This is a genomic window from Antarcticimicrobium sediminis (assembly GCF_004348975.1).
Lineage (GTDB): Bacteria > Pseudomonadota > Alphaproteobacteria > Rhodobacterales > Rhodobacteraceae > Antarcticimicrobium > Antarcticimicrobium sediminis.
Genome location: NZ_SMFP01000001.1, coordinates 345,371 through 364,569, shown reverse-complemented (window position 1 = coordinate 364,569; position 19,199 = coordinate 345,371). Strand labels below are relative to the sequence as shown.

Here is a 19,199-nt window from a genome sequence, read left to right as displayed (position 1 = left end):
GGCAACCCGCGCGCGCCTGTTGACAGAGCAACGAGGTGAAGAATGACACAGAGCAGTCAGACGAACAACACCCTCGCGCCCCTGCGCAACGTCCTGGCCTTCAGGACGATGCTGCAGCGGCTCGATGATCGCAGCGCCGGATTGGCGGGGATGGGGTGTTTCTATGGGCCTGCGGGCTTCGGCAAGACGATGGCAAGCATCTATTGCGCGAACCAGCGCGGGGCCTGCCTGGTGCAGTGTGAAAGCACATGGACGGTGAAAACACTGTGCCATGTCATCCTGGAAGAACTCGGCATCAAGCCGGCGCGCACGACGCCGGAAATGTCGCGCCAGATCCAGCAGGCGCTGGCGATGGAGAATATCCCGTTGATCGTTGATGAGGCGGATTTTCTTGTCACCAAGAAGTCGGTCGAGATCCTGCGCGACATCTACGAGAAGTCCGGCGTGCCGGTCATCCTCGTGGGCGAGGAAGCCCTGCCCGCAAAACTGCGGCGCTGGGAGCGGATCCACAGCCGCATGCTCGAGCGGGTTGCGGCCGAGCCGCTCGATGATGAGGACTTCGGTCACCTCAAGCGCATTCGCTGCGGCGACATCGAGCTGTCCGGGGAGCTGGAGGCAGCGATCAAGACCGCCTCGAGAGGGTCGGCGCGCCTGATGGTGAACAACCTCGACACGGCCCGTCAGCGCGCCCGCGTTCTGGGCAAGGACAGGCTCGCGCTGTCGGATATGGGATCTGTTCGGATGCACGATGGCACCGCGCCTGAGCTTCGGAGGTTCGGATGACCGCGAAACGAGCTCAGAACCTCACTAAACTCTGGGCGGTGGCCCAGGTCCATAGAGAGTTCACTGCCCATGACATCTCAAGTGCCGGGGGCAGGACGCCTGAGTACGTGCGGCTCGCGTTCAATGATTGGCTGAAGGCGGGATATATCGAAGAGGCTGGATCGCGCGGAGACAAGAAGGTCTTCCGTGTCGTCGAGAGGGGCGGCGTGCCGCCGATGTATGATGCCGACGGTAATCAGATCAGCCTGGGGCGCGATCCCGAGGAGCGCATGTGGTTCTCAATCCGCAAGTCGCACGCTGCCTTCAGCCCGACCGATGTGTGGATGTGGTCGAACAGCGATGCGATCGAGGTGACCCGCCGTGATGCCAGTGCCTATTGCCAGCTGCTGTTGCAGGCCGGCTATCTACGCTGCGAGCGTAAGGCTCGCAGCGATGGCAGGCCGGCGATGTACCGGTTGATCCGGGACGCAGGCCCGCGCGCGCCCCGCGCTCGGCGTGTCCGGGCTGTCTGGGACCCGAATAGTGACCAGTTCACCCTGTTGCGCGGGAGGGTCCCGGCATGATGGAAACTGCATTGGATCGCGCGCGGCGCTGTTGGGGTGCGGAGATCCCGGATTGGATCGAAGGGCTGGCGCAGGCCTGCATGTCGAGCAGCCAGAACCGGGTGGCCCAACGTATGGGGTATTCCGGGTCGCTGATCTCATCGGTGCTGCGCAACCAGTACCCGGGCGACATGACCCGCGTGGAGCAAGTTTACCGCGGCGCTTTCGAGCGCGCCGTGGTCGATTGCCCGGCGCTGGGAGAACTGGCAATGGATCGTTGCCGGTTCTGGCGCAGCAAGTCCCGCAAGCTGCACCCGGCGAATTCGCAGAACGTGATGATGTTCCGCGCCTGCCGGTCCTGCCCGCTGAACAACGGGGAGGACGCCTGATGAAGAGCGTAACTACGCGCCGTGAAACAGTCGTTCAATTGGCTTTGAAGGGGAATCGTCCCTGCGAAATCATAGAACAGACCGGGCTGTCGCGCACGACGATCTATCACGATCTGAAAGTGGCGCGCCGCGCCGGCCAGCATATCCCTGACTTCAACAAACGCGGTATTTCAAAACCGGAACTGGAGCCTTCTGAGCGGCACAAGCAGGTCATTGCGCTGGCTGTCGAGGGAGTGCCGCCGAGACTGATCGCTGAGCAACTCTCGCTCGATTCCGAGGCCGTTTATTACGAGCTGAGGAATGCGCGGCGGCGGGGAACGCAGATCCCCCGGTTCCGGTGTGGCCGCCGTCCGAACGAGTTCCGCATGTTGCGTCTGGAGCCTGAGGCCATGCGTCCCCTCGCCACCCATGCTCTGGCTCGCGGAATGCCAACCGCAAGGCTCGCCGAACGCCTGCTGGAACGGATCGCTGCCGATGATCTTGTCGATGCGGTCCTGGATGATGGGGGCGCGGATGGTTGAGCCAGTGAATGCCGCCGAGGTCCGCCGCTTGGCCAAATCTGCGATCGACAAGGTCGATCTGCATGGCAAGCGCGGGATCACCCTTCTTTCGATGCAGGAGATCGAGGCGCTGGTGATGATCGCCGTGCTCTCCGGCCTTCTGACCCCACGATGCGATGCCGGGACCGGCACCGAAACCACGATGTTCAAAACAGGAGAAACGAGCAGTGAGTGAGTTCAACCCCCATCCCGTTCCCGACGGCCGTATCGAGGCCAACGGGCGCACCTACATGGCCGATGCCAAGAGCGCTCTGGTGCCGCTGGAATTGGTCAAACCCGAGGATCAGCTCGAGGATGAGACTGTCAGGAAGGTCATCGGTTTCGCGCAGGCGATCTCTGACCAGGTGGCCCGTTTCAAGGCACACACGTTCGAGGATATCGGCGCGTTCGATGCGATCCTGGCGCAGGAATACGGTACGTCCAAGGGTGGTGCCAAGGGCAACAAGACGTTGATGAGCTATGACGGTCTGTTCAAGGTTCAGGTGCAGGTCGCGGATAACATCGATTTCGGCCCGCAGCTGCAGGTGGCCAAGGAATTGGTCGACGAGTGCTTGAACGAATGGGCCGCCGATGCCAGGCCGGAAATCCGGGGGATCATCACCAGGGCTTTCAACACCGACAAGGCCGGCCAGATCAACCGCTCGGAAATCTTCATGCTGCTGCATCTGGATATCGAGGATCCGCGCTGGCGCCGGGGAATGGATGCGATCCGCTCCGCGATGCGCGTGGTCGGCTCCAAGACCTACGTGCGCTGCTACCAACGCGAGACCACCGATGGCGGCTGGCAGGCGATCACCGTCGATCTGGCGAAGGCGTAGGGGGCAGAAATGGCGACGTATGAAGTCGAGTTCGTTTTTCGGGTGCATGGAAAGATCACTGTCGAGGCGGCCAGTGTCGATGCTGCATGGGACAGCCCTTGGGAGATTTCCAAGCGCTGCTCCTTTGACCTCAAGAAAGGGGAAAGTGCGCCAGACCTCGCTGGCGATGTCTCGATCACCAACCAGTATCTGGACGAGATCGAGATGGTGCGCAGCGTACCGGAGGCCGCGCAATGAACGAGGAAGAGTTCCGCCGCGCCATCCGCACCCAGATCGATGCCCATATCCAGCGCCTCAGGATCACCTATGCGGTGCTGCTGAGCACCGCTGAGGTCTTGCAGCGTCTGGCCCGCGAGGGTGGCGTTGATGAGATCACGATCAACGCGGCCATTACCGCAGAGGCGGGGCGCGTCGAGGAGGCGTTGGACGATCTGGCCCAGCCCACGAAACCCGCAGTCCAACCCGTTATCCACTGACCAGCATCCGCTGAAACGAAGGAGCTACCACATGCCTGAGTTCAAGACCGATGAATACTGGGAGATCCAAATGGCGATCGCCGTTGCCGATGACCGCGAGCGGCAGTTGCTCGCCCGGCAAGGTCAGCTGCGCGCATCGCATACTGCAACCGGGCAGGTGGCCAAATGAGCCGGCATGCCATGATCCAGATCGATGATGCGCGGTCCCGTCCAGTCGGCATCGAGCGATTGCTGGAACGCGACGACAGGCCGGTCTCTGGTGGCGTCAGCGCGGTGCTTGGGCGCGGGGGCCAGATGATCTGGTCTGAGGCCGCAGATGCCGCTCTGTTGGATGCGCGTCTGGATGATCTGCCCGCGATCGCCCGCAGTCTTGGCATCGCGCTCAGCACCGCCCAGATACGCAAGGATCGCATTGAGCGGCGCATCATGGGGATGATGGCATGAGCACCTTTGTTGGCATCATCATGCTGACGATCGCGATCCTGTTCGCGATCGTCAGCGGTGCCGGCATCGGGCAAGGCGCGCCGGCGTGCCAAACCAAGATGATGCTCGCGATCAGCCTGATATTCGGCGGCGCATCCATTGTGTGGGTGATGTCATGATCGCCCGGACCCTCCAGCGCAAGATCTTCGCCGGCTGCCGGGAGCTGGGGCTCGATGCCGATGCGCGCCACGATCTTCAGCTTGCCGCGACCGGCAAAGAGAGCCTGTCGGAGATGAGCGAGGTTGAGTTGACGCTGGTGATCAACCGCCTGAAGGAAAGCGGGTTCAACGCGACTTCACGGGGCGGTAAAGGCCGCAAGAAAGCCCCGCGCGCCGACATCCGGTTCTGCCATGTGATGTGGCGGTTGCTGCATGAGAATGGGACGGTACGCCAGCCCGGAGCGGCTGGGCTCAATGCTTTCATTCGCAAGCAGTTTGAGAAGGCATGGGGGTACGTGCCGGTCGATATCGACACGATGACCGAATGGTCGCAGATCCGCGACGTGGTCGAGGCGCTGAAGGGCTGGTGCGCACGCGAACAGATCGAGCTGGATCAATGAAGAAGCCGCGCCACCATATCACCGATCACGCCGTCGTTCGTTATCTCGAGCGCGTGAAGGGCGTCGATATCGATGCGCTGCGGTCCCAGATTGGCCGCAAGGTAGATCTGGCGATCGAGATGGGGGCCAATGGCGCTGTCTCTGGCGGCTTCGTCTATCGGATCGAGGCTGGCCGGGTGGTGACGGTGGTCCAACATAGTCAGCCAGAGCGTAAGACCGGCCGCAGCAAATTCACGGGGGATCAGCAATGATCACCCCGTGGCCCTTCGGCAGCCTCACCCCGATGAAATACGGGCGCATCATCGCCGATCCGGCATGGGCCTATGCCATGCGGTCCGACAATGGCCTCGCGAAAAGCCCTGAGGCGCATTACCAGACCATGGATCTGGACGATATCAAGGCCCTGCCGGTGTCGCAGCTGGCTGGGCCCGACTGCTACCTGTTTCTCTGGTCCACCTGGCCGCATCTGCGGCAGGCGCTGGAGGTGATGCAGGCGTGGGGATTTTCCTATGTCACCGGCGGGTCCTGGCACAAGGTCACGAAGACCGGCAAGTCCGCCTTCGGAACAGGTTATGTGCTGCGCTCTTCGACCGAGCCATATCTCGTCGGCAAGATCGGCGCGCCGCAGATCGCCTCGCGCTCGGTGCGAAACGTGATCCTCTCGCCCGAGGAGATCCCGGACGGGATCGAGTCGATCCGGCGCGAGCATTCCCGCAAGCCCCCCGAAATGCGCCAGGTCACCGAGCAGCTGCTGCCCCGGGCCCATGCCTGCGAGCTCTTCGCCCGTGAGGCGTGGGAGGGGCACGACGTCTGGGGCAACGAAAGCGAGAAGTTCGATGACTGAACTGGTGCGGCCGCCCGCGCATATCGCGCCCTATGTTCGCGTGCTTGGGCAGGACGGCGCGCTTGCCTTCCTGCTCGAACTGGGCGGGGCCGAACTTTATATCGCCAAATCCCCGAAGGGCCGCTCGCGCCTGGTGCAGGTCGTGGGGCAGGATAAGGCCGAGGCGCTGGCACGGGTGGCGGATGAGCTGCCAAGCAGGATCCCGACGGCAAAACCATGGATTGCGCGGGTGCTGAAGGCAAAAGGCTTGCCCGTGGCAGAAATCGCGCGCAAACTGCACACCACGGATGTGACCGTGCGCAAATATCTGGCCGGACAATCGGCCATAGCGCAGCCAGATCCCCGCCAGCCCAACCTTCCGCTCGACTGACCCACAAGACCTTGCGTGTGTTTTGAACACGCGCGACGCCCGACAATGGTCCTGAAGCCATGGGGCAAATACGGCCCCTCTCATCTCCGGGGCCAGCATGAACACCAGCACAAAAGGCATCGCATTTCTTGAGCGCCACGAAGGGGTGGTGCTCAAGGCCTATCGCGATCCAGTCGGGATCTGGACGATCGGTCCGGGGCTCACCGCAGCCTCGGGTGTCATCACCCCCAAGTCGGGCATGACCATCACCCTCGATCAGTCCCGCGCGCTGACCGCAACCGCACTCTCCCGCAATTACGAGCCAGCCGTCGCCAAAGCGATGCCGGGCGCCAACCAACACGAGATGGACGGCGGCGTCAGCTTCCACTGGAACACCGGCGCGATCACCAAGGCGAGCTGGGTCGCGCGCTGGCGCGACAAGGACTGGCCCGGCATGCGGTCCAAGATCATGCTTTGGGTGAAGGGGGGCGGCCGGGTGCTGCCCGGCCTGACGCGTCGCCGCGCCGAGGAATGCAACCTGATCCGCTACGGTGTCTATGAGGGCGATCCCGGCCTCAACCCAGCGCGCGGGCTCGCGAAGGTCGTTCTGCCGGTCCAGCCCCGCGAGATCGAGGAAATCCGCGCCGCGTTTTCCAAGCTGGGCTATGAGCCCGGAAGCGACACCCGTGGCGTCGAGAAATCAGCGGTGATCGTGTTTCAGAGCGATCACGACCTGACCGCCGATGGCATCATCGGCAAGGCGACGCTCTCAACCCTGCAACGCCGCATCGACGCCAGCGCGAAGACCGTCACCGCCGCCGCCGTGACGGCCACCGCCACGGGCAGCGCGGCCGGGGTGCAGACCGATGTTCTGGGCGACGTGATCTCCAGCCTGCCGGCTGTCGAGTGGACCAGCACCGGCGTTGGCATTCTGGGCGCGCTGCGACTTGCCTGGCTCGCCTATTCCTATCGCGACGCCATCGCCGCCAAAATCCAGACCCGCATGCCCGGGCTGGCAACCTTCCTGAGGAGTTTCTGAGATGAACGCGTTTTCCGATCTACTGGCCCCGCTGATGCCTGTCGTGCTGCAGGTGGTGTCCGCCCTGCTTGGGGTGCTGCTGATCCGCCTGACTGGCGTCGCCAAAGAGCGCTGGGGGATCGAGATCGAAGCCCGCCACCGCGAGACGCTGCACTCTGCGCTGATGACGGGGATCACGGCAGCGCTGTCCAAGGGTGTGACCAACAAGCAGGCAATCGCGGCTGCCGTCAGCCACGCCGTACAGCGCGGCGCACCGGATGCAATCAAACGGTTCGGCCTTTCCGAAATGGATCTGGCAGACATGGCGCAGGCGAAGCTGCAAGATGCGTTGAGCGCCATGCCATGGGTCGGCGTTGATGCCCCGGAGATCGGCGCCGAGATCGCTGACACAGGCGATATCCAGACCTCGGCGCGCTGAGAGGCCGGACCGGGATGTTTGATCTGGATACCACAGTCACCCTGCCGTTGATCGTCTCGGTCCTGGCCATCGCGTTCACCTGGTATCGCACCCGGCGCAGCGCTGTTGATGAGCTGTTTCGGGCTGGCCGCAAAAGAATGGAAACGCTCGATTCGAGACTGTCAGCGGTCGAGCAAACCTTGGGCGCGATGCCGAACAAGGAACACCTCCACGAGCTGCAGCTGGCGATCGAGCGCCAGACCGGCGCGCTGAACACGATGCAGGCCGTGATGACCGGCAACAACAAGGTGATGGAGCGGCTCGAGCAGATCGTCTCGCGCCATGAAGATCACCTCCTAAACGGAGCCTCGAAATGAGCGGCTATAGTGACACCCTTCGCAAACATCGTCGGCTGGCGATCCTGCGCCATCTGGAAGGCTGTACGGATTACACCTCGAATGCCTCCATTCTGACCGATGTGCTGGATGGGGTGGGCGTGACATCCAGCCGATCCCAGGTTGTGACCGAGGTGGTCTGGCTCGCGGACAACGGCTTTGTCACCAACCAGGACAATGACGGTTTCGTCGTGGTCGAGGCGACCCAAAGCGGTGTGGAGATCGCGCGCGGCCGGGCGATGCACCCGGAAATCCAGCGCCCCAGTGCGAGGCGCTGAGAGATGCCGCCGCCACGCAAGGTTGATCTGCTGCCGCCCGAGCTGAAGTCTTGGCTTCAGGAAGAGCTGAAGGTTCGCGGCTTTGCGGACTACGTCGAGTTGTCCGAGGCGCTGAATTTCCGTCTGGAAGAGGAAGGGCTCGAGCTGCGCATCGGCAAGAGCGCGATCCATGCCTTCGGCCAGGAATATGCCGAGTTCGTAAAGTTCCAGGACGAGGCCAGTGCATGGGCCGCGTCGTGGATGAATGACAACGGGCTGGAGGAAGAGGCGCAGCGCCACAACGTGCTGTTCCAAATGATCACCACGCTGGCCTTCAAGGTCATGCAGTCGCAGATGCTGAAGGATGGCGGCGAGATCGACCCGCGCGAGCTGCACTTCCTCGGCAAGATGCTGAAGGACGTGATGTCCAGCTCCGGCATCCGCGAGAAGCTGATGGTCGAAGAACGCAAACGCGTCGCGCTCGAGGCCCGCCAGGAGGCCGAGGCCGAAATGTCAGACCGGATGACCGGCGCGATCTCCGAGGCCGGCCTGTCCGAGGATCAGGCGGACTTCATGCGCCGCAAGGTTCTGGGGCTGGAGGTATGAGCGAGTCCGGTATGGCAAATGGCACCAAGGTTCTGGTCGGCGATCTGAACTGGCGCAAGGGGGCACTGCGCCCCATTCTCGCGGCATTGCTGTTCGGGCGGCGTGAGCGGTTCGATCATCATGGCATCATCTGCACATTGGCGTGGTGGCAGGAGAAGCCTTACCTGTTCCGAGTCCGGGAGGCGCGCACATGATCCGCGCCATCCGCTATCGCGATGCGCAGAGGTTCCGCCAGGAGCGGCTGCCGGGATCGACGTTCTTCGACCTCACACAAGGTAGCGAAGAGGCGGCGGCGTTGTGGTTCTATTGCCCCTGCGGCTGCGGCACACCCGTGCGTATCCCCGTGGGCATCCGCCACAAGCCTGCTGAGAGCCCGAGCTGGAACTGGAACGGATCGCTCAATGATCCGACGCTGAGCCCTTCGGTGAATCGGATCGACTGCGGCTGGCATGGCTGGCTGATCGATGGCTATTGGCAGGCGTGCTGAGATGACCAGCACCCAGCCCATCGCCAATACCGCCCCGACCACGCCGATCCTGACGCGATCGCCCGATGACCTGCCGCAGGAGCTGCCGCGCGGTGCGGAGATCCCCGAGGATCTGAACCCGCTGTCTGAGGGCATCCTTATGGCGCATCAGAAAGAGTGGCTGGAGGACAAGAGCGAGCTCAAGATCGCGGAGAAGGGGCGACGCACCGGCATTACCTTCGCCGAGGCGCTGGATGACACGATCATCGCTGCCAGCAACCGCAAGGCAGACGGCTCCAACGTGTTCTATATCGGCGACACCAAAGACAAGGGCCGCGAGTTCATCGGCTACGTGGCGCATTTCGCCAAGGTAATCGCCGGTGAGCTGGTCAAGATCGAGGAGTTCATCTTCAAGGATGAGCGCGCCGACGGCACCTCGAAGGACATCAGCGCCTATCGCTGCAGCTTCGCCAGTGGGTTTCGGGTTGAGGCGCTGTCGTCGAACCCGGCAAATATCCGGGGCCTTCAGGGCGTGGTCGTGATCGACGAGGCGGCATTCCACCGGGACGTGCGCGAGGTGATCGACGCCGTGAACGCCCTGCTGATCTGGGGCGGCAAGGTACGGGTAATCTCCACACACAACGGCCACCTGAACCCGTTCAACGAGCTGATCCGCGAGGCCCATGCGGGCAAGAACCCGTTCCACGTCCATCACATGCCATTTGCCCTGGCGGTGCAGAACGGGCTGTTCCGGCGCGTCTGCCTGATGAAGGGCACGCCATGGAGCCAAGAGGCGCAGGACGCGTGGGAAGCCAATATCCGAGGCTCCTACGGCGCGCGCACCGCGGCGATGCGTCAGGAACTCGACGCGATCCCGGCCGAGATGGAAGGCGCGGCACTGACCCGCGTGCAGATCGAGGCCTGCATGGGGCAGAACATCCCGCTGCATCGCTGGTCGCAGGGCGATGACTTCAAGAACGCCCCGGACGAGACCCGCAAGGCCAAGGCATTACAGTGGTGTGAAACCCACCTGAAACCGGTGTTGAAAGCACTGGATGAAAACCTTCAGCACTTCATGGGCGAAGACTTTGCCCGATCGGGTGACGTCACCGACATCGTCATTTTTGAGCAGAGCGCGGATCTGGTACGCCGAGCCAAGCTGGTCGTGGAGCTGCGCAACATCCCCTTTGATCAGCAGCGCGATATCTTGTTTTACGTCTGCGATATGATCCCGCGCTTTGCCAAGGGCGCGATGGATAAGACCGGCAACGGGGCCTATCTCGCCGAGAAGGCCGCGCAGCGCTATGGCGAGCGGATCATCGAAGTGGCTTTCAGCCGCGAATGGTATGCGCGCGAGATGCCGGCCTATATCGAGGCTTTTGGCGACAAGACGGTGCTGCTGCCGGCGCATGCCGATGTCTTGGCCGATCACCAGGCGCTGCAGTTCGTCGATGGCATCATCCGGGTGCCGCGTGATTTCCGGTTCAAGGGATCGGACGGGTTTGACCGTCACGCCGACAGCGCCATCGCCTGCGCGCTGGGGTATTTCGCCAGCCGTCAGGATTACACCGAGTACGGCTATCGCGGGCTGGGCGAGGCGCGCGACGGTGCCGTTGATGCGTTCAACGATCCGGATCACGAGGATGGGCGCGGCTGGTGGACGCCGCCGCTCGGGGCCGGGATGCGGGGCTTCGTCTGATGGCTGACACTGTGAAACTGAATATCCCAAAGGATGCCGCAGTGCATGTCATGTGCCAAGATCTGCACAAGATACGTGAGGGGCTGGCAGCGATGGGCCTCCACGCGCACATTCTCGATCAGGTGAGCAAAAAGCTGAAAGAGCAGGCGATGGAAATCGAACGGATGCATTCCGACCGCCAGTACATCATCGGTCACAATGACGGATGGGATGCTGCGATGGCCACCGGCCTGCCCGGTAACGAGACCAAATAGGAACCTTCAATGGCCAATAAACCGAAACTGCTCGACCGCTTCGGCAACCCGGTTCAGCGCATGCAGCTCACGCAGGAGGTTGCCGCCCCCACCATCGGCGGGGTGCGCTCCCCGATCTCGGGATATCCGGCGGATGGGCTGAACCCGCTGCGGCTGGCCGCGATCCTGCGCGAGGCTGATCTTGGTGATCCGCTGCGCTATCTGGAGCTGGCCGAGACGATCGAGGAACGCGATCCGCATTACCTTGGGGTCATCGGCACCCGGAAACGCTCGGTCAGCCAGATCGAGATCACCGTAAAGCCCGGGGGCGAGTCCCCGGCGGATGAGAATATGGCCGAGATGGTGCGCAACTGGCTCGATCGCGACGAGCTGGCCGACGAGATCTTCGACATCCTCGACGCCTTGGGCAAGGGGTACTCCTTCACCGAGATCATCTGGGAGCGCTCCGAGGGGCAGTGGATGCCGTCGCGGCTGGAATGGCGCGACCCGCGCTGGTTCCGGTTCGAGCGCCATAATCTGGCCACCCCGCTGCTGATCGATGAAAACGGTCAGGAGCGCCCGCTCGATGGGTTCAAGTTCATCTTCGCGGCGATGAAAGCGAAGTCCGGCCTGGTCGCGCGCTCCGGTCTCGCCCGGGTCGCCAGCTGGGGCTGGATGTTCAAGGCCTACACCCAGCGCGACTGGGCGATCTTCACCCAGACCTATGGCCAGCCGCTGCGGGTCGGTAAATTCGGCGCCGGGGCCAGCGAGGCCGATCGCGACACGCTGTTCCGGGCGGTCTCCAACATCGCCGGCGATTGCGCGGCGATCATCCCCGAGTCGATGACGATCGATTTTATCGAGGGCGGCAACATCGGGGCGGCGCACCAGCTCTACCTCGAGCGCTCCGACTGGCTCGACAAGCAGATCTCCAAAGCAGTGCTAGGCCAGACCGCGACCACCGATGCCGTCACCGGCGGTCTGGGGTCCGGCAAGGAACACCGCGAGGTGCAGGAGGATATCGAGCGCGCCGACTGCATCAAGCTCGCGGCCATTCTGAACCGGGATCTGATCCGGCCATGGGTTCAGCTCGAATACGGTCCGCAGAAGGTCTATCCGCGTCTCGTGATCGCCCGGCCGGACGAGGAGGACCTCGCCGCCTTCTCCACGGCGCTGGCCCCATTGGTGGAGCGCGGCCTTCGCGTGCGCCAATCCGAGATCCGCGCAAAGTTCGGCCTGTCCGCACCCGACGATGGTGACGAAATCCTCGGGCCGTCGCCCCAATCCGACCCGAAGCCGCAAGTTGCACCGCCCGGAACCGGCGATATCTCTCTCCAGAGCGCCGTTAAATACCCATTTAATACCCTCTCGGGCCGCGCGGGACCGCTGACCGCTCTCGCGGCGGAAGGTGCCTCAGCGGGCCGCTCAGCGTCCGAAGCCCCGGAGGAGCTTTTATCCGATCGGCTGGCGAAAGAGGCCGCGCCGCACATGGAGGCGATGCTGGGACAGATCGAGGCGATGATGGGCGCGGCCCGCTCGATCGAAGAGTTCCGCGAAATGCTGCTCGCAGGCTTCCCGGATCTCGATGCCGATGACCTGGTGCAAGTGATGGCCCAGGCGCTGACTGCCGCCGATCTTGGTGGCCGCGCGGCGGTGGAGCAGGAAAGTGGCTGACGTCGTCGCCACGTTCCGCCGCCCCTTCGCCGAACAGGTCGCGGCCTATCGGCTGCGGCTTGGCGAACTTGTGCCCACCACTGCCTGGGACGACATTCGCCACAACGCGCATGACCGCGCCTTCATGGTGGCCGGGGCGACGAAGGCCGATCTGCTCGCGGATCTGGCGCAGGCCGTCGACAAGAGCATCGCAGAGGGGCGCAGCCTGGAAGAGTTCCGCCGCGACTTCCGCTCGATCGTCGAGAAGAATGGCTGGTACAACTGGACCGGCGAGGGCACCAAGGCTGGCGAGGCATGGCGCACCCGCGTGATCTATCGCACCAATGCCGCCACCACCTATTCAGCCGGGCGGCTGGCGCAGCTGCGCGAGGGTGGGTTCAAGTATTACGTTTACCGCCACGGCGGCTCCGCACATCCTCGCCTGCATCACCTGGCTTGGGATGGTCTGATCCTGCCGGCCGATCATCCGTTCTGGGATACCCACTTCCCCCCTAATGGCTGGGGCTGCAGCTGCTACGTCATCGGGGCACGCTCGATCGAGGGCGCAAAGCGGGTCGGCGGCGATCCATCTCTGGAGTTGCAGCCGGGCTGGGAACAGCTCGATCCGAAGACCAGCGCGCCCAAGGGCATCGGCAAGGGCTGGGACTATTCCCCTGGTTCGTCCGCAACCGATACGATCCTCTCTCTGCGCGACAAACTCGATACGCTCCCCGAGCGCCCCTCGATCGACCTGATCCAGAACTGGATTGCCCAGGGCAGCTTCTGGGACTGGTTCCAGTCACCCAACGGCATTTGGCCGCTGCTGCGATTGACGCCCGAGGATGCCAAGGCGATCGGCAGTCCGCGCCTGGTCGCGGATCTCACCGCTGAGACCGCGCAAAAGCAGTTGCGCGCATATCCGGACCTGACCGCTGCGGATTATGCGCTGGCGCAGCAGGCGGTGGGGCGGGCGGCGCTGCGGGCGCAGGATAGCCCGCGCAGCCTGATCTTTGTTCAGGATATCCCGGGCGAGTCCGGCACAGTTCTTGTGGTCAAAGCCGCACGGCGTGGTGAGGGCATCGTCGTCACTGACGTCAGGCGCATGAGTCGGGCTGAGGCGAACCGCGATCAGGCGCTGGCCGGGCTGCTGGGCAAAGGGGAGTGATCTGATGATCAAGATCGGTCTTAACGATGACATCTCCGGGATGCTCGAGCAGCTCGCGACGCGGCTGACGGATATGACCCCGGTAATGCAGGATCTCGGCGAACTACTGACCGAGTCGACAAAGCAGCGGTTCAAAGATGGTGTATCGCCCGATGGAGCGACATGGGCCCCCAAGTCGCAAACGACGATCGAGGCCTACGAGGCGCGCAAGGATAAGGTGGATCTGCGCCCCCTATTCGGCCCCTCCGGTCGCCTGTCCTCAGAGATCCACTATGTTGCCGGCGCGCATAGCGTGGAGCTGGGATCGTCGCTGATCTATTCGGCCGTGCAGCAGCTGGGCGCGGATAAAGGGGCGTTCGGATCAATGGCGAACGACAGCCCGATCCCTTGGGGCAATATCCCCGCGCGCCCGTTCCTCGGGCTTTCAGATGATGACCAGATCGCCATCACCGAAACAATCCAGAGCTGGCTTTTAGGCGGAACCGACAGCGCGCATTGACCCAAGCGCCGCGCCGCGTCATCCTGCCCCCGACCGGATAGATCACACCCCCGCAACCCGTTGCCGGTGTTTTGGATCTGCCCAGGTGGCGATGATCGCACCATGGTCAAACACTCCAATATCGCCTTGATGAATGCAATCGCGCTCCCCCAAGAGGGGGGCGAGGTGCCGCAGTGGGTGCATGTGCTGCCGAAAGCCGGCCGCATTGAAACCCATCGTGGCGACGGCCCCTACAGCTATTCCGGCGCCAATGAGCTGATCGCAGCCAGCATGGGACGCAAGTCGCGTGTGATCGTCGACGTGAACCACTCGACCTTCACAGCCGGTGTAAAGGGCGGCGATGCCCCCGCACGCGGCTATGTCACGGCAATGGAAGAGCGTGCCGACGGCATCTGGGCCCAGATCGACTGGACCGAAAGCGGCCGCGCCCTGATGGCAGATCGCGCCTACTGGGGGATCTCCCCCGCGTTCAAGCATGACCGTCAGGGCCGGATCCTCGCGATCCTGAACGTATCTCTCACCAACGAACCCAACCTGCGCGGTCTGACTGCGCTCAACATGGAGACCGAAATGCTCCTTTCGGAACGACTGGCCGAATTGCTCGGCCTGGGCGCGGATGCCACCGACGATCAGATCGTCGAGGCTATCGAGGCCCTGAACACGGGGGGCGACGAAGACATGTCCACCGCCCTGCAATCGCAATTCAGCCAGGTTGGCATCGCGCTGGGTCTCGAGGCCGAAAGTGATGCCGCCGCCGTTCTGGCTGCCGCAACCAAGGCCGCAGCTGGCGGGAGCGGTGGGGATCAGACGATCATCGCGCTCCAGACCGAGCTGTCGAGCGTCACTACGCAGTTCAATGCGCTGCGCAGCGATATCGCATCCGAGCGCGCGACCAGTTTCGTGGACGCGGCGATCGAGGCTGGCCGGGTTGGCATTAAGCCGGTGCGTGATCGCTATATCGCCATGCACATGGAAAAGCCCGCCGATACCGAAACGCTGATTAACGCGATGCCGATCCTCGGCCCCAGTGGCGCGCTGCCCACCCCGCCGCGCAATGATGGCGAGATCGCGCTGCAGTCCGAGCACATTCAGGCTGCACGGCTGCTGGGCATCGATACCGAAAGCTACGCCGCCACGCTGAAGGCCGAGCGTAAAAAGGAGGCAATCTGATGACTACACTTTCCGCTGACCGCAACACGCCCCGCCGTGACGGCGACGTCCTGACAGGCCTCGTTGCAGCCTCGACGCTGGTCTATGCCGGCTCGCTGGTGATGCGTAATGCCGCCGGCTATCTGGTCAAGGGCCAGACCGCCACCGGGCTGGTGGGTGTTGGCCGCGCCGAGGAACGCGTCGACAATGCGTCGGGCTCCGCCGGTGATCTGAGCGCGAGCTATCGCCCGGGCGTCTATCGCTTCGCCAATTCGACCAGCACCGACGAGATCACCATCGCCGAGATCGGCGACACGTGTTTCGCGGTGGATGACCAGACGGTCGCAAAGACCGATGGCACCGGCACCCGTTCCCCCGCTGGCATTATCGAGGATGTGGACACCCTGGGTGTCTGGGTCCGTGTCGATGAGGCCGTGACCCAAGCCCGCGCTGTCGCCGATGCCGCATTCGTGCTCGCTAGCGCATAAGGAGAGATCGACATGCTGATCAACGCCAATAACCTCGCCGCGCTGCGTACCGGCTTTTCCACCGCCTTTCAGAACGGGGTCAGCCAGCACCCTTCGCAGTATGATCGCATTGCGACCATAATCACTGCGACCCAAAAGGAGCAAAAATATGGATGGTTGGGGCAAGTTCCGAACATGCGCAAGTGGATTGGACCTCGTGCCGTGCAGAACCTGTCGCAGTCTGATTATGCGATCAAGGAAGAGCCGTGGGAACTGACCATTGGCGTCAATCGTGACGATATCGAGACCGACAATCTTGGTATTTATTCGCCGATGTTCAGTGAAATGGGGCGGTCGACGGCGGCGAACAAGGACATTTTGGCATTCAGTATGCTCAAGAATGGCTTCACCACCCCCTGCTATGACGACCAGTATTTCTTCGATACCGATCATCCAGTTCTCGATGAAGACGGCGCTGTGACCTCGGTCGCCAACACAAATGGTGGTTCGGGCACACCCTGGTTCCTGCTTGACGTCACCCGCGCGCTGAAGCCGATCATCTTCCAGATCCGCAAAGATGACGAATTCGTCGCGATGGATGATCTGACGACGACCAACGTATTTCGAAACAAGGAATTCGAGTACGGCGTCGATGCTCGGTATAATGCTGGCTTTGGCTTCTGGCAGTTCGCATATGGCTCCAAGCAAACGCTGGATACCACCAATTACGGCACCGCGCGCGCAGCCTTGTCCGGCATGAAGGGGGATCATGGCCGCCCGCTGGGGCTGACGCCCAATCTGCTGGTGGTGCCGCCCACGCTGGAAAGCGCCGCTCGCAAGCTGCTCAACTCCGAATACGCCTCGGGTGGCGAGACCAACGAGTGGAAAGGCACCGCCGAGCTGCTCGTCGTGCCCTGGCTCGCGTAAAGGAGGGCTGAGCAATGGCTGAGAAGAGCGAAGCCCGCATCGAGCTCGAAACCCGCGCACATGCGCTGGAAGTCAAGTTCGCCGCCAATATCGGCGACGAGACACTGGCCCAGCGTGTGCAGGAGGCCGCCGAGGCCGCCCAGGACACCGCGGCATCTGATGCCGGCCAATCCGGGGCAGCGGGCGCTGCCCCCCAGCCCACGCCACTCCCGGATCTGCCAATCCCGGACCAGATCATGCGGGTGATCGGCCCCAAAGGCGGCTTCCGTCGTGCCGGGCGCACTTTCGGGCCGGAGCCGGTCGACATCCCTCTCGAGGATCTGAGCGAGGCCGAACAACAGGCGCTCAGCTCCGAGCCCAAGCTGATCGTCGCGATGATCGCGGTGGACGGCTCGATCGAATAAGCGGCCCTCCTCCTCCCTGGCCGCTTTTGCTCTGGATACAGGGCCTGCCCGGCGGCGGTGCGTATCGCCGCCGGGATCATGACCACCCCATTTCGGAGCCATCCGCGTGACCTATACCTCGCAATCAGATCTGACGGACCGTTACGGCGAGTCGCTGCTGATCGATCTGACCGATCGCGCCGCGACCCCCACGGGCGCGGTGGTCACCGCCACGGTTGACCGGGCGCTGGCCGATACGGATGCGATGATCGATGGCTATATATCCGGGCGCTATGTGCTGCCGCTGGCCGAGACGCCGCCGCTGATTGCTGATCTGGCGCAGATGATCGCGATCTGGAAGCTGCACGTCTATGAGCCGAACCCCAAGATCGAGGCCGATTACAAGGCCGCTGTAAGGTCCCTTGAAGGCATCGCCTCGGGCACCATCCGTCTGCCGGTTGCGGGCGTCGAGCCCGAGGGCACCGGTGGCGGCGGCGCACGGGTCACCGATCGGGAACGCCCGATGACCGAAACCAATCTCAAGGGCTTCATTTGATGATGGAGAACGTCATCACCCGCCTTGATACGCAGGTCGCAGATCTGACCGGCAAGGTCGAGGGCGCTGCCGCCTTCGCCGCAATGATGAAGGGCGGGCGCGGCCCCCATAACATGCCCGCCGCCTTTGTCCTGCCGCTGGGCTTGCAGGGCGGGCGCGCAGAGGCCTCCTCCGGGATGTTCGTCCAGAGCTATGCCGAGAGCATCGGCGTGGTGCTGTTTCTGCAGGCCACCGACCCTCAGGCTGAGCGCGCGCTCGACCGGCTGCGCCCGCTGATTGCCCAGGTGATCGACGCGATCGCCGGCTGGGCCCCGGGCAATACGGTCGGCGTGTTTGGCCTGTCGCGCGGCGCGCTGATCGGCGTTCAGGGCGGACGTCTCGCCTACCAGATCGATTTCTCCATCCAGGACCAGCTGAGGATTGCCTCATGAGCACCAAGAAGACCCCTCACCAGCTGCCCCAATCGGGGGGCAGCTATACCGTCGACACCAAGGGCAAGCTGAACAAGCAGGCACCTGCCGCCCCCGCGCCGGTAAAGCCGGCTGTCGCACCCGAGAAGGAACGCTGACATGGCCGCACCAATTTTCTGGCGCAAGAAGATCCTCGTTGCCAAGATCGAGACCACCTATGGCACCGACGCCAGCCCCGGCGGGGCCGACGCGATCCTTGCCACCGACGTGAACCTTAAGCCGATGGAGGGCAATGACGTTTCGCGGGAGTTGGAAACGCCCTTCATGGGGGCCCAGGGCACGATCCCGACCGAGCTGCACGCGATGCTGAGCTTCAAGGTCGAGCTCGAGCCATCGGGCGCGGCGGGGACTGTGCCGGGTTGGGGCGCGCTGCTGCGCGCCTGCGCCATGGCCGAGACGATCTCGGCGTCGACATCGGTCACCTACAATCCGGTCTCGGATGGGCACGAGTCGATCACCTTTTACACCTATATCGGCAACACCCTATATGCTATGATCGGGGCGATGGGCACCTGCACGATTGAGGTTACCGCACAGGGCATCCCCTACCTGAACTTCGAGTTCACCGGGCTCTTCGTGCAGCCCTCCGAGGACACCCGGCCGACCGCCACGCTGAGCGGCTTCAAGAAGCCGGATGTCGCCACCAGCGCCAACACGCCGACCTTCACGATCAACAGCGTCGCCATGGTCATGCGATCGTTCTCTCTTGCCTTGGGCAACCAGGTCGAAAAACGCTTCCTGGTCGGGGTCGAGCGCGTGCTGATCACCGATCGCGCCGAGGCGATCCAGACCACGGTCGAGGCTCAGCCGCTGACCAGCTTCAATCCATTTGCGCTCTCCGCCGCGCAGACCGCCATGGATGTCACGCTGGTGCACGGCACGGCTGCGGGGCGCATCGCCACCCTTAATATGCCGGCCGCGCAGATGCAGCGGCCGCAGGGGCTGGAGAATGCCCAGAACATCACGGAATGGCCGCTGCGGATGGTGCCGCTTTATGCCAGCGGCAATGACCAGTTCACTCTGACCCTGACCTGA

General features: G+C 63.3%; 35 protein-coding genes. All 35 read left to right on the top strand.

Annotated elements, in window-relative coordinates; genetic code table 11:
* Positions 1 to 42 precede the first annotated feature (42 nt).
* The 35 genes from E1B25_RS01715 (at position 43) to E1B25_RS01560 (ending at position 19,199) form a co-directional block, all read left to right on the top strand.
* Positions 43 to 783, top strand: coding sequence for an AAA family ATPase (locus E1B25_RS01715; protein ID WP_132826945.1), 741 nt, complete (start codon positions 43 to 45; stop codon positions 781 to 783).
* Positions 780 to 1,346: a hypothetical protein gene (locus tag E1B25_RS01710; RefSeq protein WP_132826944.1), complete on the top strand. Its 567-nt coding sequence runs from the start codon at positions 780 to 782 to the stop codon at positions 1,344 to 1,346. Before E1B25_RS01715 ends, E1B25_RS01710 begins: the two co-directional genes overlap by 4 nt.
* On the top strand, positions 1,343 to 1,714 hold the full coding sequence (locus tag E1B25_RS01705) for a hypothetical protein (RefSeq protein WP_245510579.1): 372 nt from the start codon (positions 1,343 to 1,345) through the stop codon (positions 1,712 to 1,714). Before E1B25_RS01710 ends, E1B25_RS01705 begins: the two co-directional genes overlap by 4 nt.
* Complete coding sequence (locus E1B25_RS01700) at positions 1,714 to 2,235, top strand: hypothetical protein (protein WP_132826943.1); 522 nt, start codon at positions 1,714 to 1,716, stop codon at positions 2,233 to 2,235. The genes E1B25_RS01705 and E1B25_RS01700 overlap by 1 nt, the downstream gene beginning before the upstream one ends.
* Entirely contained in the window at positions 2,228 to 2,449 is a 222-nt protein-coding gene (locus E1B25_RS01695; protein ID WP_165937528.1) for a hypothetical protein, read from the top strand. The genes E1B25_RS01700 and E1B25_RS01695 overlap by 8 nt, the downstream gene beginning before the upstream one ends.
* A complete protein-coding gene (locus tag E1B25_RS01690) occupies positions 2,442 to 3,092 on the top strand; it encodes a DUF3164 family protein (protein WP_245510578.1) in 651 nt (216 codons plus the stop codon). Before E1B25_RS01695 ends, E1B25_RS01690 begins: the two co-directional genes overlap by 8 nt.
* Before the next feature lie 9 nt (positions 3,093 to 3,101).
* The gene (locus E1B25_RS01685; RefSeq protein WP_132826940.1) at positions 3,102 to 3,329 is read left to right on the top strand and encodes a hypothetical protein; all 228 of its coding nucleotides are present in this window, start codon (positions 3,102 to 3,104) and stop codon (positions 3,327 to 3,329) included.
* Positions 3,326 to 3,568 carry a hypothetical protein gene (locus tag E1B25_RS01680; protein WP_132826939.1) on the top strand — a complete coding sequence of 81 codons (243 nt, stop codon included), beginning with the start codon at positions 3,326 to 3,328 and terminating at the stop codon, positions 3,566 to 3,568. The genes E1B25_RS01685 and E1B25_RS01680 overlap by 4 nt, the downstream gene beginning before the upstream one ends.
* A gap of 31 nt (positions 3,569 to 3,599) precedes the next feature.
* A complete protein-coding gene (locus E1B25_RS22060; protein ID WP_165937527.1) occupies positions 3,600 to 3,737 on the top strand; it encodes a hypothetical protein in 138 nt (45 codons plus the stop codon).
* Between the two features lie 11 nt (positions 3,738 to 3,748).
* Entirely contained in the window at positions 3,749 to 4,012 is a 264-nt protein-coding gene (locus tag E1B25_RS01675; protein WP_165937526.1) for a hypothetical protein, read from the top strand.
* The gene (locus E1B25_RS22055) at positions 4,009 to 4,170 is read left to right on the top strand and encodes a hypothetical protein (RefSeq protein ID WP_165937525.1); all 162 of its coding nucleotides are present in this window, start codon (positions 4,009 to 4,011) and stop codon (positions 4,168 to 4,170) included. Before E1B25_RS01675 ends, E1B25_RS22055 begins: the two co-directional genes overlap by 4 nt.
* Positions 4,167 to 4,610 (top strand): phage protein GemA/Gp16 family protein, encoded by a 444-nt coding sequence (locus tag E1B25_RS01670; RefSeq protein WP_342635582.1) that lies wholly within the window; start codon positions 4,167 to 4,169, stop codon positions 4,608 to 4,610. The genes E1B25_RS22055 and E1B25_RS01670 overlap by 4 nt, the downstream gene beginning before the upstream one ends.
* Positions 4,607 to 4,861, top strand: coding sequence for a hypothetical protein (locus E1B25_RS01665; protein WP_132826937.1), 255 nt, complete (start codon positions 4,607 to 4,609; stop codon positions 4,859 to 4,861). Before E1B25_RS01670 ends, E1B25_RS01665 begins: the two co-directional genes overlap by 4 nt.
* Complete coding sequence (locus E1B25_RS01660) at positions 4,858 to 5,454, top strand: MT-A70 family methyltransferase (protein ID WP_132826936.1); 597 nt, start codon at positions 4,858 to 4,860, stop codon at positions 5,452 to 5,454. Before E1B25_RS01665 ends, E1B25_RS01660 begins: the two co-directional genes overlap by 4 nt.
* Positions 5,447 to 5,824, top strand: a complete 378-nt coding sequence (locus E1B25_RS01655; protein WP_132826935.1) for a helix-turn-helix domain-containing protein — start codon at positions 5,447 to 5,449, stop codon at positions 5,822 to 5,824. The genes E1B25_RS01660 and E1B25_RS01655 overlap by 8 nt, the downstream gene beginning before the upstream one ends.
* A gap of 97 nt (positions 5,825 to 5,921) precedes the next feature.
* Positions 5,922 to 6,842 (top strand): glycoside hydrolase family protein, encoded by a 921-nt coding sequence (locus E1B25_RS01650; protein WP_132826934.1) that lies wholly within the window; start codon positions 5,922 to 5,924, stop codon positions 6,840 to 6,842.
* A gap of 1 nt (position 6,843) precedes the next feature.
* On the top strand, positions 6,844 to 7,260 hold the full coding sequence (locus tag E1B25_RS01645) for a hypothetical protein (protein WP_132826933.1): 417 nt from the start codon (positions 6,844 to 6,846) through the stop codon (positions 7,258 to 7,260).
* A gap of 14 nt (positions 7,261 to 7,274) precedes the next feature.
* Positions 7,275 to 7,616: a DUF2730 family protein gene (locus E1B25_RS01640; protein ID WP_132826932.1), complete on the top strand. Its 342-nt coding sequence runs from the start codon at positions 7,275 to 7,277 to the stop codon at positions 7,614 to 7,616.
* Complete coding sequence (locus E1B25_RS01635; protein ID WP_132826931.1) at positions 7,613 to 7,912, top strand: VpaChn25_0724 family phage protein; 300 nt, start codon at positions 7,613 to 7,615, stop codon at positions 7,910 to 7,912. The genes E1B25_RS01640 and E1B25_RS01635 overlap by 4 nt, the downstream gene beginning before the upstream one ends.
* Positions 7,913 to 7,915: 3 nt before the next feature.
* Positions 7,916 to 8,497: a phage protein Gp27 family protein gene (locus E1B25_RS01630; RefSeq protein WP_132826930.1), complete on the top strand. Its 582-nt coding sequence runs from the start codon at positions 7,916 to 7,918 to the stop codon at positions 8,495 to 8,497.
* Positions 8,494 to 8,691: a hypothetical protein gene (locus tag E1B25_RS01625; RefSeq protein ID WP_132826929.1), complete on the top strand. Its 198-nt coding sequence runs from the start codon at positions 8,494 to 8,496 to the stop codon at positions 8,689 to 8,691. Before E1B25_RS01630 ends, E1B25_RS01625 begins: the two co-directional genes overlap by 4 nt.
* Positions 8,688 to 8,984: a ubiquitination-like system serine protease family protein gene (locus E1B25_RS01620; RefSeq protein ID WP_132826928.1), complete on the top strand. Its 297-nt coding sequence runs from the start codon at positions 8,688 to 8,690 to the stop codon at positions 8,982 to 8,984. The genes E1B25_RS01625 and E1B25_RS01620 overlap by 4 nt, the downstream gene beginning before the upstream one ends.
* 1 nt (position 8,985) lies before the next feature.
* Entirely contained in the window at positions 8,986 to 10,662 is a 1,677-nt protein-coding gene (locus E1B25_RS01615) for a hypothetical protein (protein WP_132826927.1), read from the top strand.
* Positions 10,662 to 10,916 carry a hypothetical protein gene (locus E1B25_RS01610; RefSeq protein ID WP_132826926.1) on the top strand — a complete coding sequence of 85 codons (255 nt, stop codon included), beginning with the start codon at positions 10,662 to 10,664 and terminating at the stop codon, positions 10,914 to 10,916. The genes E1B25_RS01615 and E1B25_RS01610 overlap by 1 nt, the downstream gene beginning before the upstream one ends.
* 9 nt (positions 10,917 to 10,925) lie before the next feature.
* Positions 10,926 to 12,569 (top strand): DUF935 domain-containing protein, encoded by a 1,644-nt coding sequence (locus E1B25_RS01605; RefSeq protein ID WP_132826925.1) that lies wholly within the window; start codon positions 10,926 to 10,928, stop codon positions 12,567 to 12,569.
* Positions 12,562 to 13,713: a phage head morphogenesis protein gene (locus E1B25_RS01600; RefSeq protein ID WP_132826924.1), complete on the top strand. Its 1,152-nt coding sequence runs from the start codon at positions 12,562 to 12,564 to the stop codon at positions 13,711 to 13,713. The genes E1B25_RS01605 and E1B25_RS01600 overlap by 8 nt, the downstream gene beginning before the upstream one ends.
* Before the next feature lie 4 nt (positions 13,714 to 13,717).
* Positions 13,718 to 14,212 carry a phage virion morphogenesis protein gene (locus E1B25_RS01595; protein WP_132826923.1) on the top strand — a complete coding sequence of 165 codons (495 nt, stop codon included), beginning with the start codon at positions 13,718 to 13,720 and terminating at the stop codon, positions 14,210 to 14,212.
* Positions 14,213 to 14,314: 102 nt separating this feature from the next.
* Complete coding sequence (locus tag E1B25_RS01590; RefSeq protein WP_132826922.1) at positions 14,315 to 15,382, top strand: phage protease; 1,068 nt, start codon at positions 14,315 to 14,317, stop codon at positions 15,380 to 15,382.
* A complete protein-coding gene (locus tag E1B25_RS01585) occupies positions 15,382 to 15,849 on the top strand; it encodes a hypothetical protein (RefSeq protein WP_132826921.1) in 468 nt (155 codons plus the stop codon). The genes E1B25_RS01590 and E1B25_RS01585 overlap by 1 nt, the downstream gene beginning before the upstream one ends.
* Before the next feature lie 12 nt (positions 15,850 to 15,861).
* The gene (locus tag E1B25_RS01580) at positions 15,862 to 16,755 is read left to right on the top strand and encodes a Mu-like prophage major head subunit gpT family protein (RefSeq protein WP_132826920.1); all 894 of its coding nucleotides are present in this window, start codon (positions 15,862 to 15,864) and stop codon (positions 16,753 to 16,755) included.
* A gap of 14 nt (positions 16,756 to 16,769) precedes the next feature.
* Positions 16,770 to 17,159, top strand: coding sequence for a hypothetical protein (locus E1B25_RS01575; protein ID WP_132826919.1), 390 nt, complete (start codon positions 16,770 to 16,772; stop codon positions 17,157 to 17,159).
* Between the two features lie 106 nt (positions 17,160 to 17,265).
* Positions 17,266 to 17,694, top strand: a complete 429-nt coding sequence (locus E1B25_RS01570) for a gp436 family protein (protein ID WP_132826918.1) — start codon at positions 17,266 to 17,268, stop codon at positions 17,692 to 17,694.
* Positions 17,694 to 18,125, top strand: coding sequence for a phage tail terminator protein (locus tag E1B25_RS01565; protein ID WP_132826917.1), 432 nt, complete (start codon positions 17,694 to 17,696; stop codon positions 18,123 to 18,125). The genes E1B25_RS01570 and E1B25_RS01565 overlap by 1 nt, the downstream gene beginning before the upstream one ends.
* Positions 18,122 to 18,262 (top strand): hypothetical protein, encoded by a 141-nt coding sequence (locus E1B25_RS22050; RefSeq protein WP_165937524.1) that lies wholly within the window; start codon positions 18,122 to 18,124, stop codon positions 18,260 to 18,262. The genes E1B25_RS01565 and E1B25_RS22050 overlap by 4 nt, the downstream gene beginning before the upstream one ends.
* A gap of 1 nt (position 18,263) precedes the next feature.
* Positions 18,264 to 19,199 (top strand): phage tail tube protein, encoded by a 936-nt coding sequence (locus tag E1B25_RS01560; protein WP_132826916.1) that lies wholly within the window; start codon positions 18,264 to 18,266, stop codon positions 19,197 to 19,199.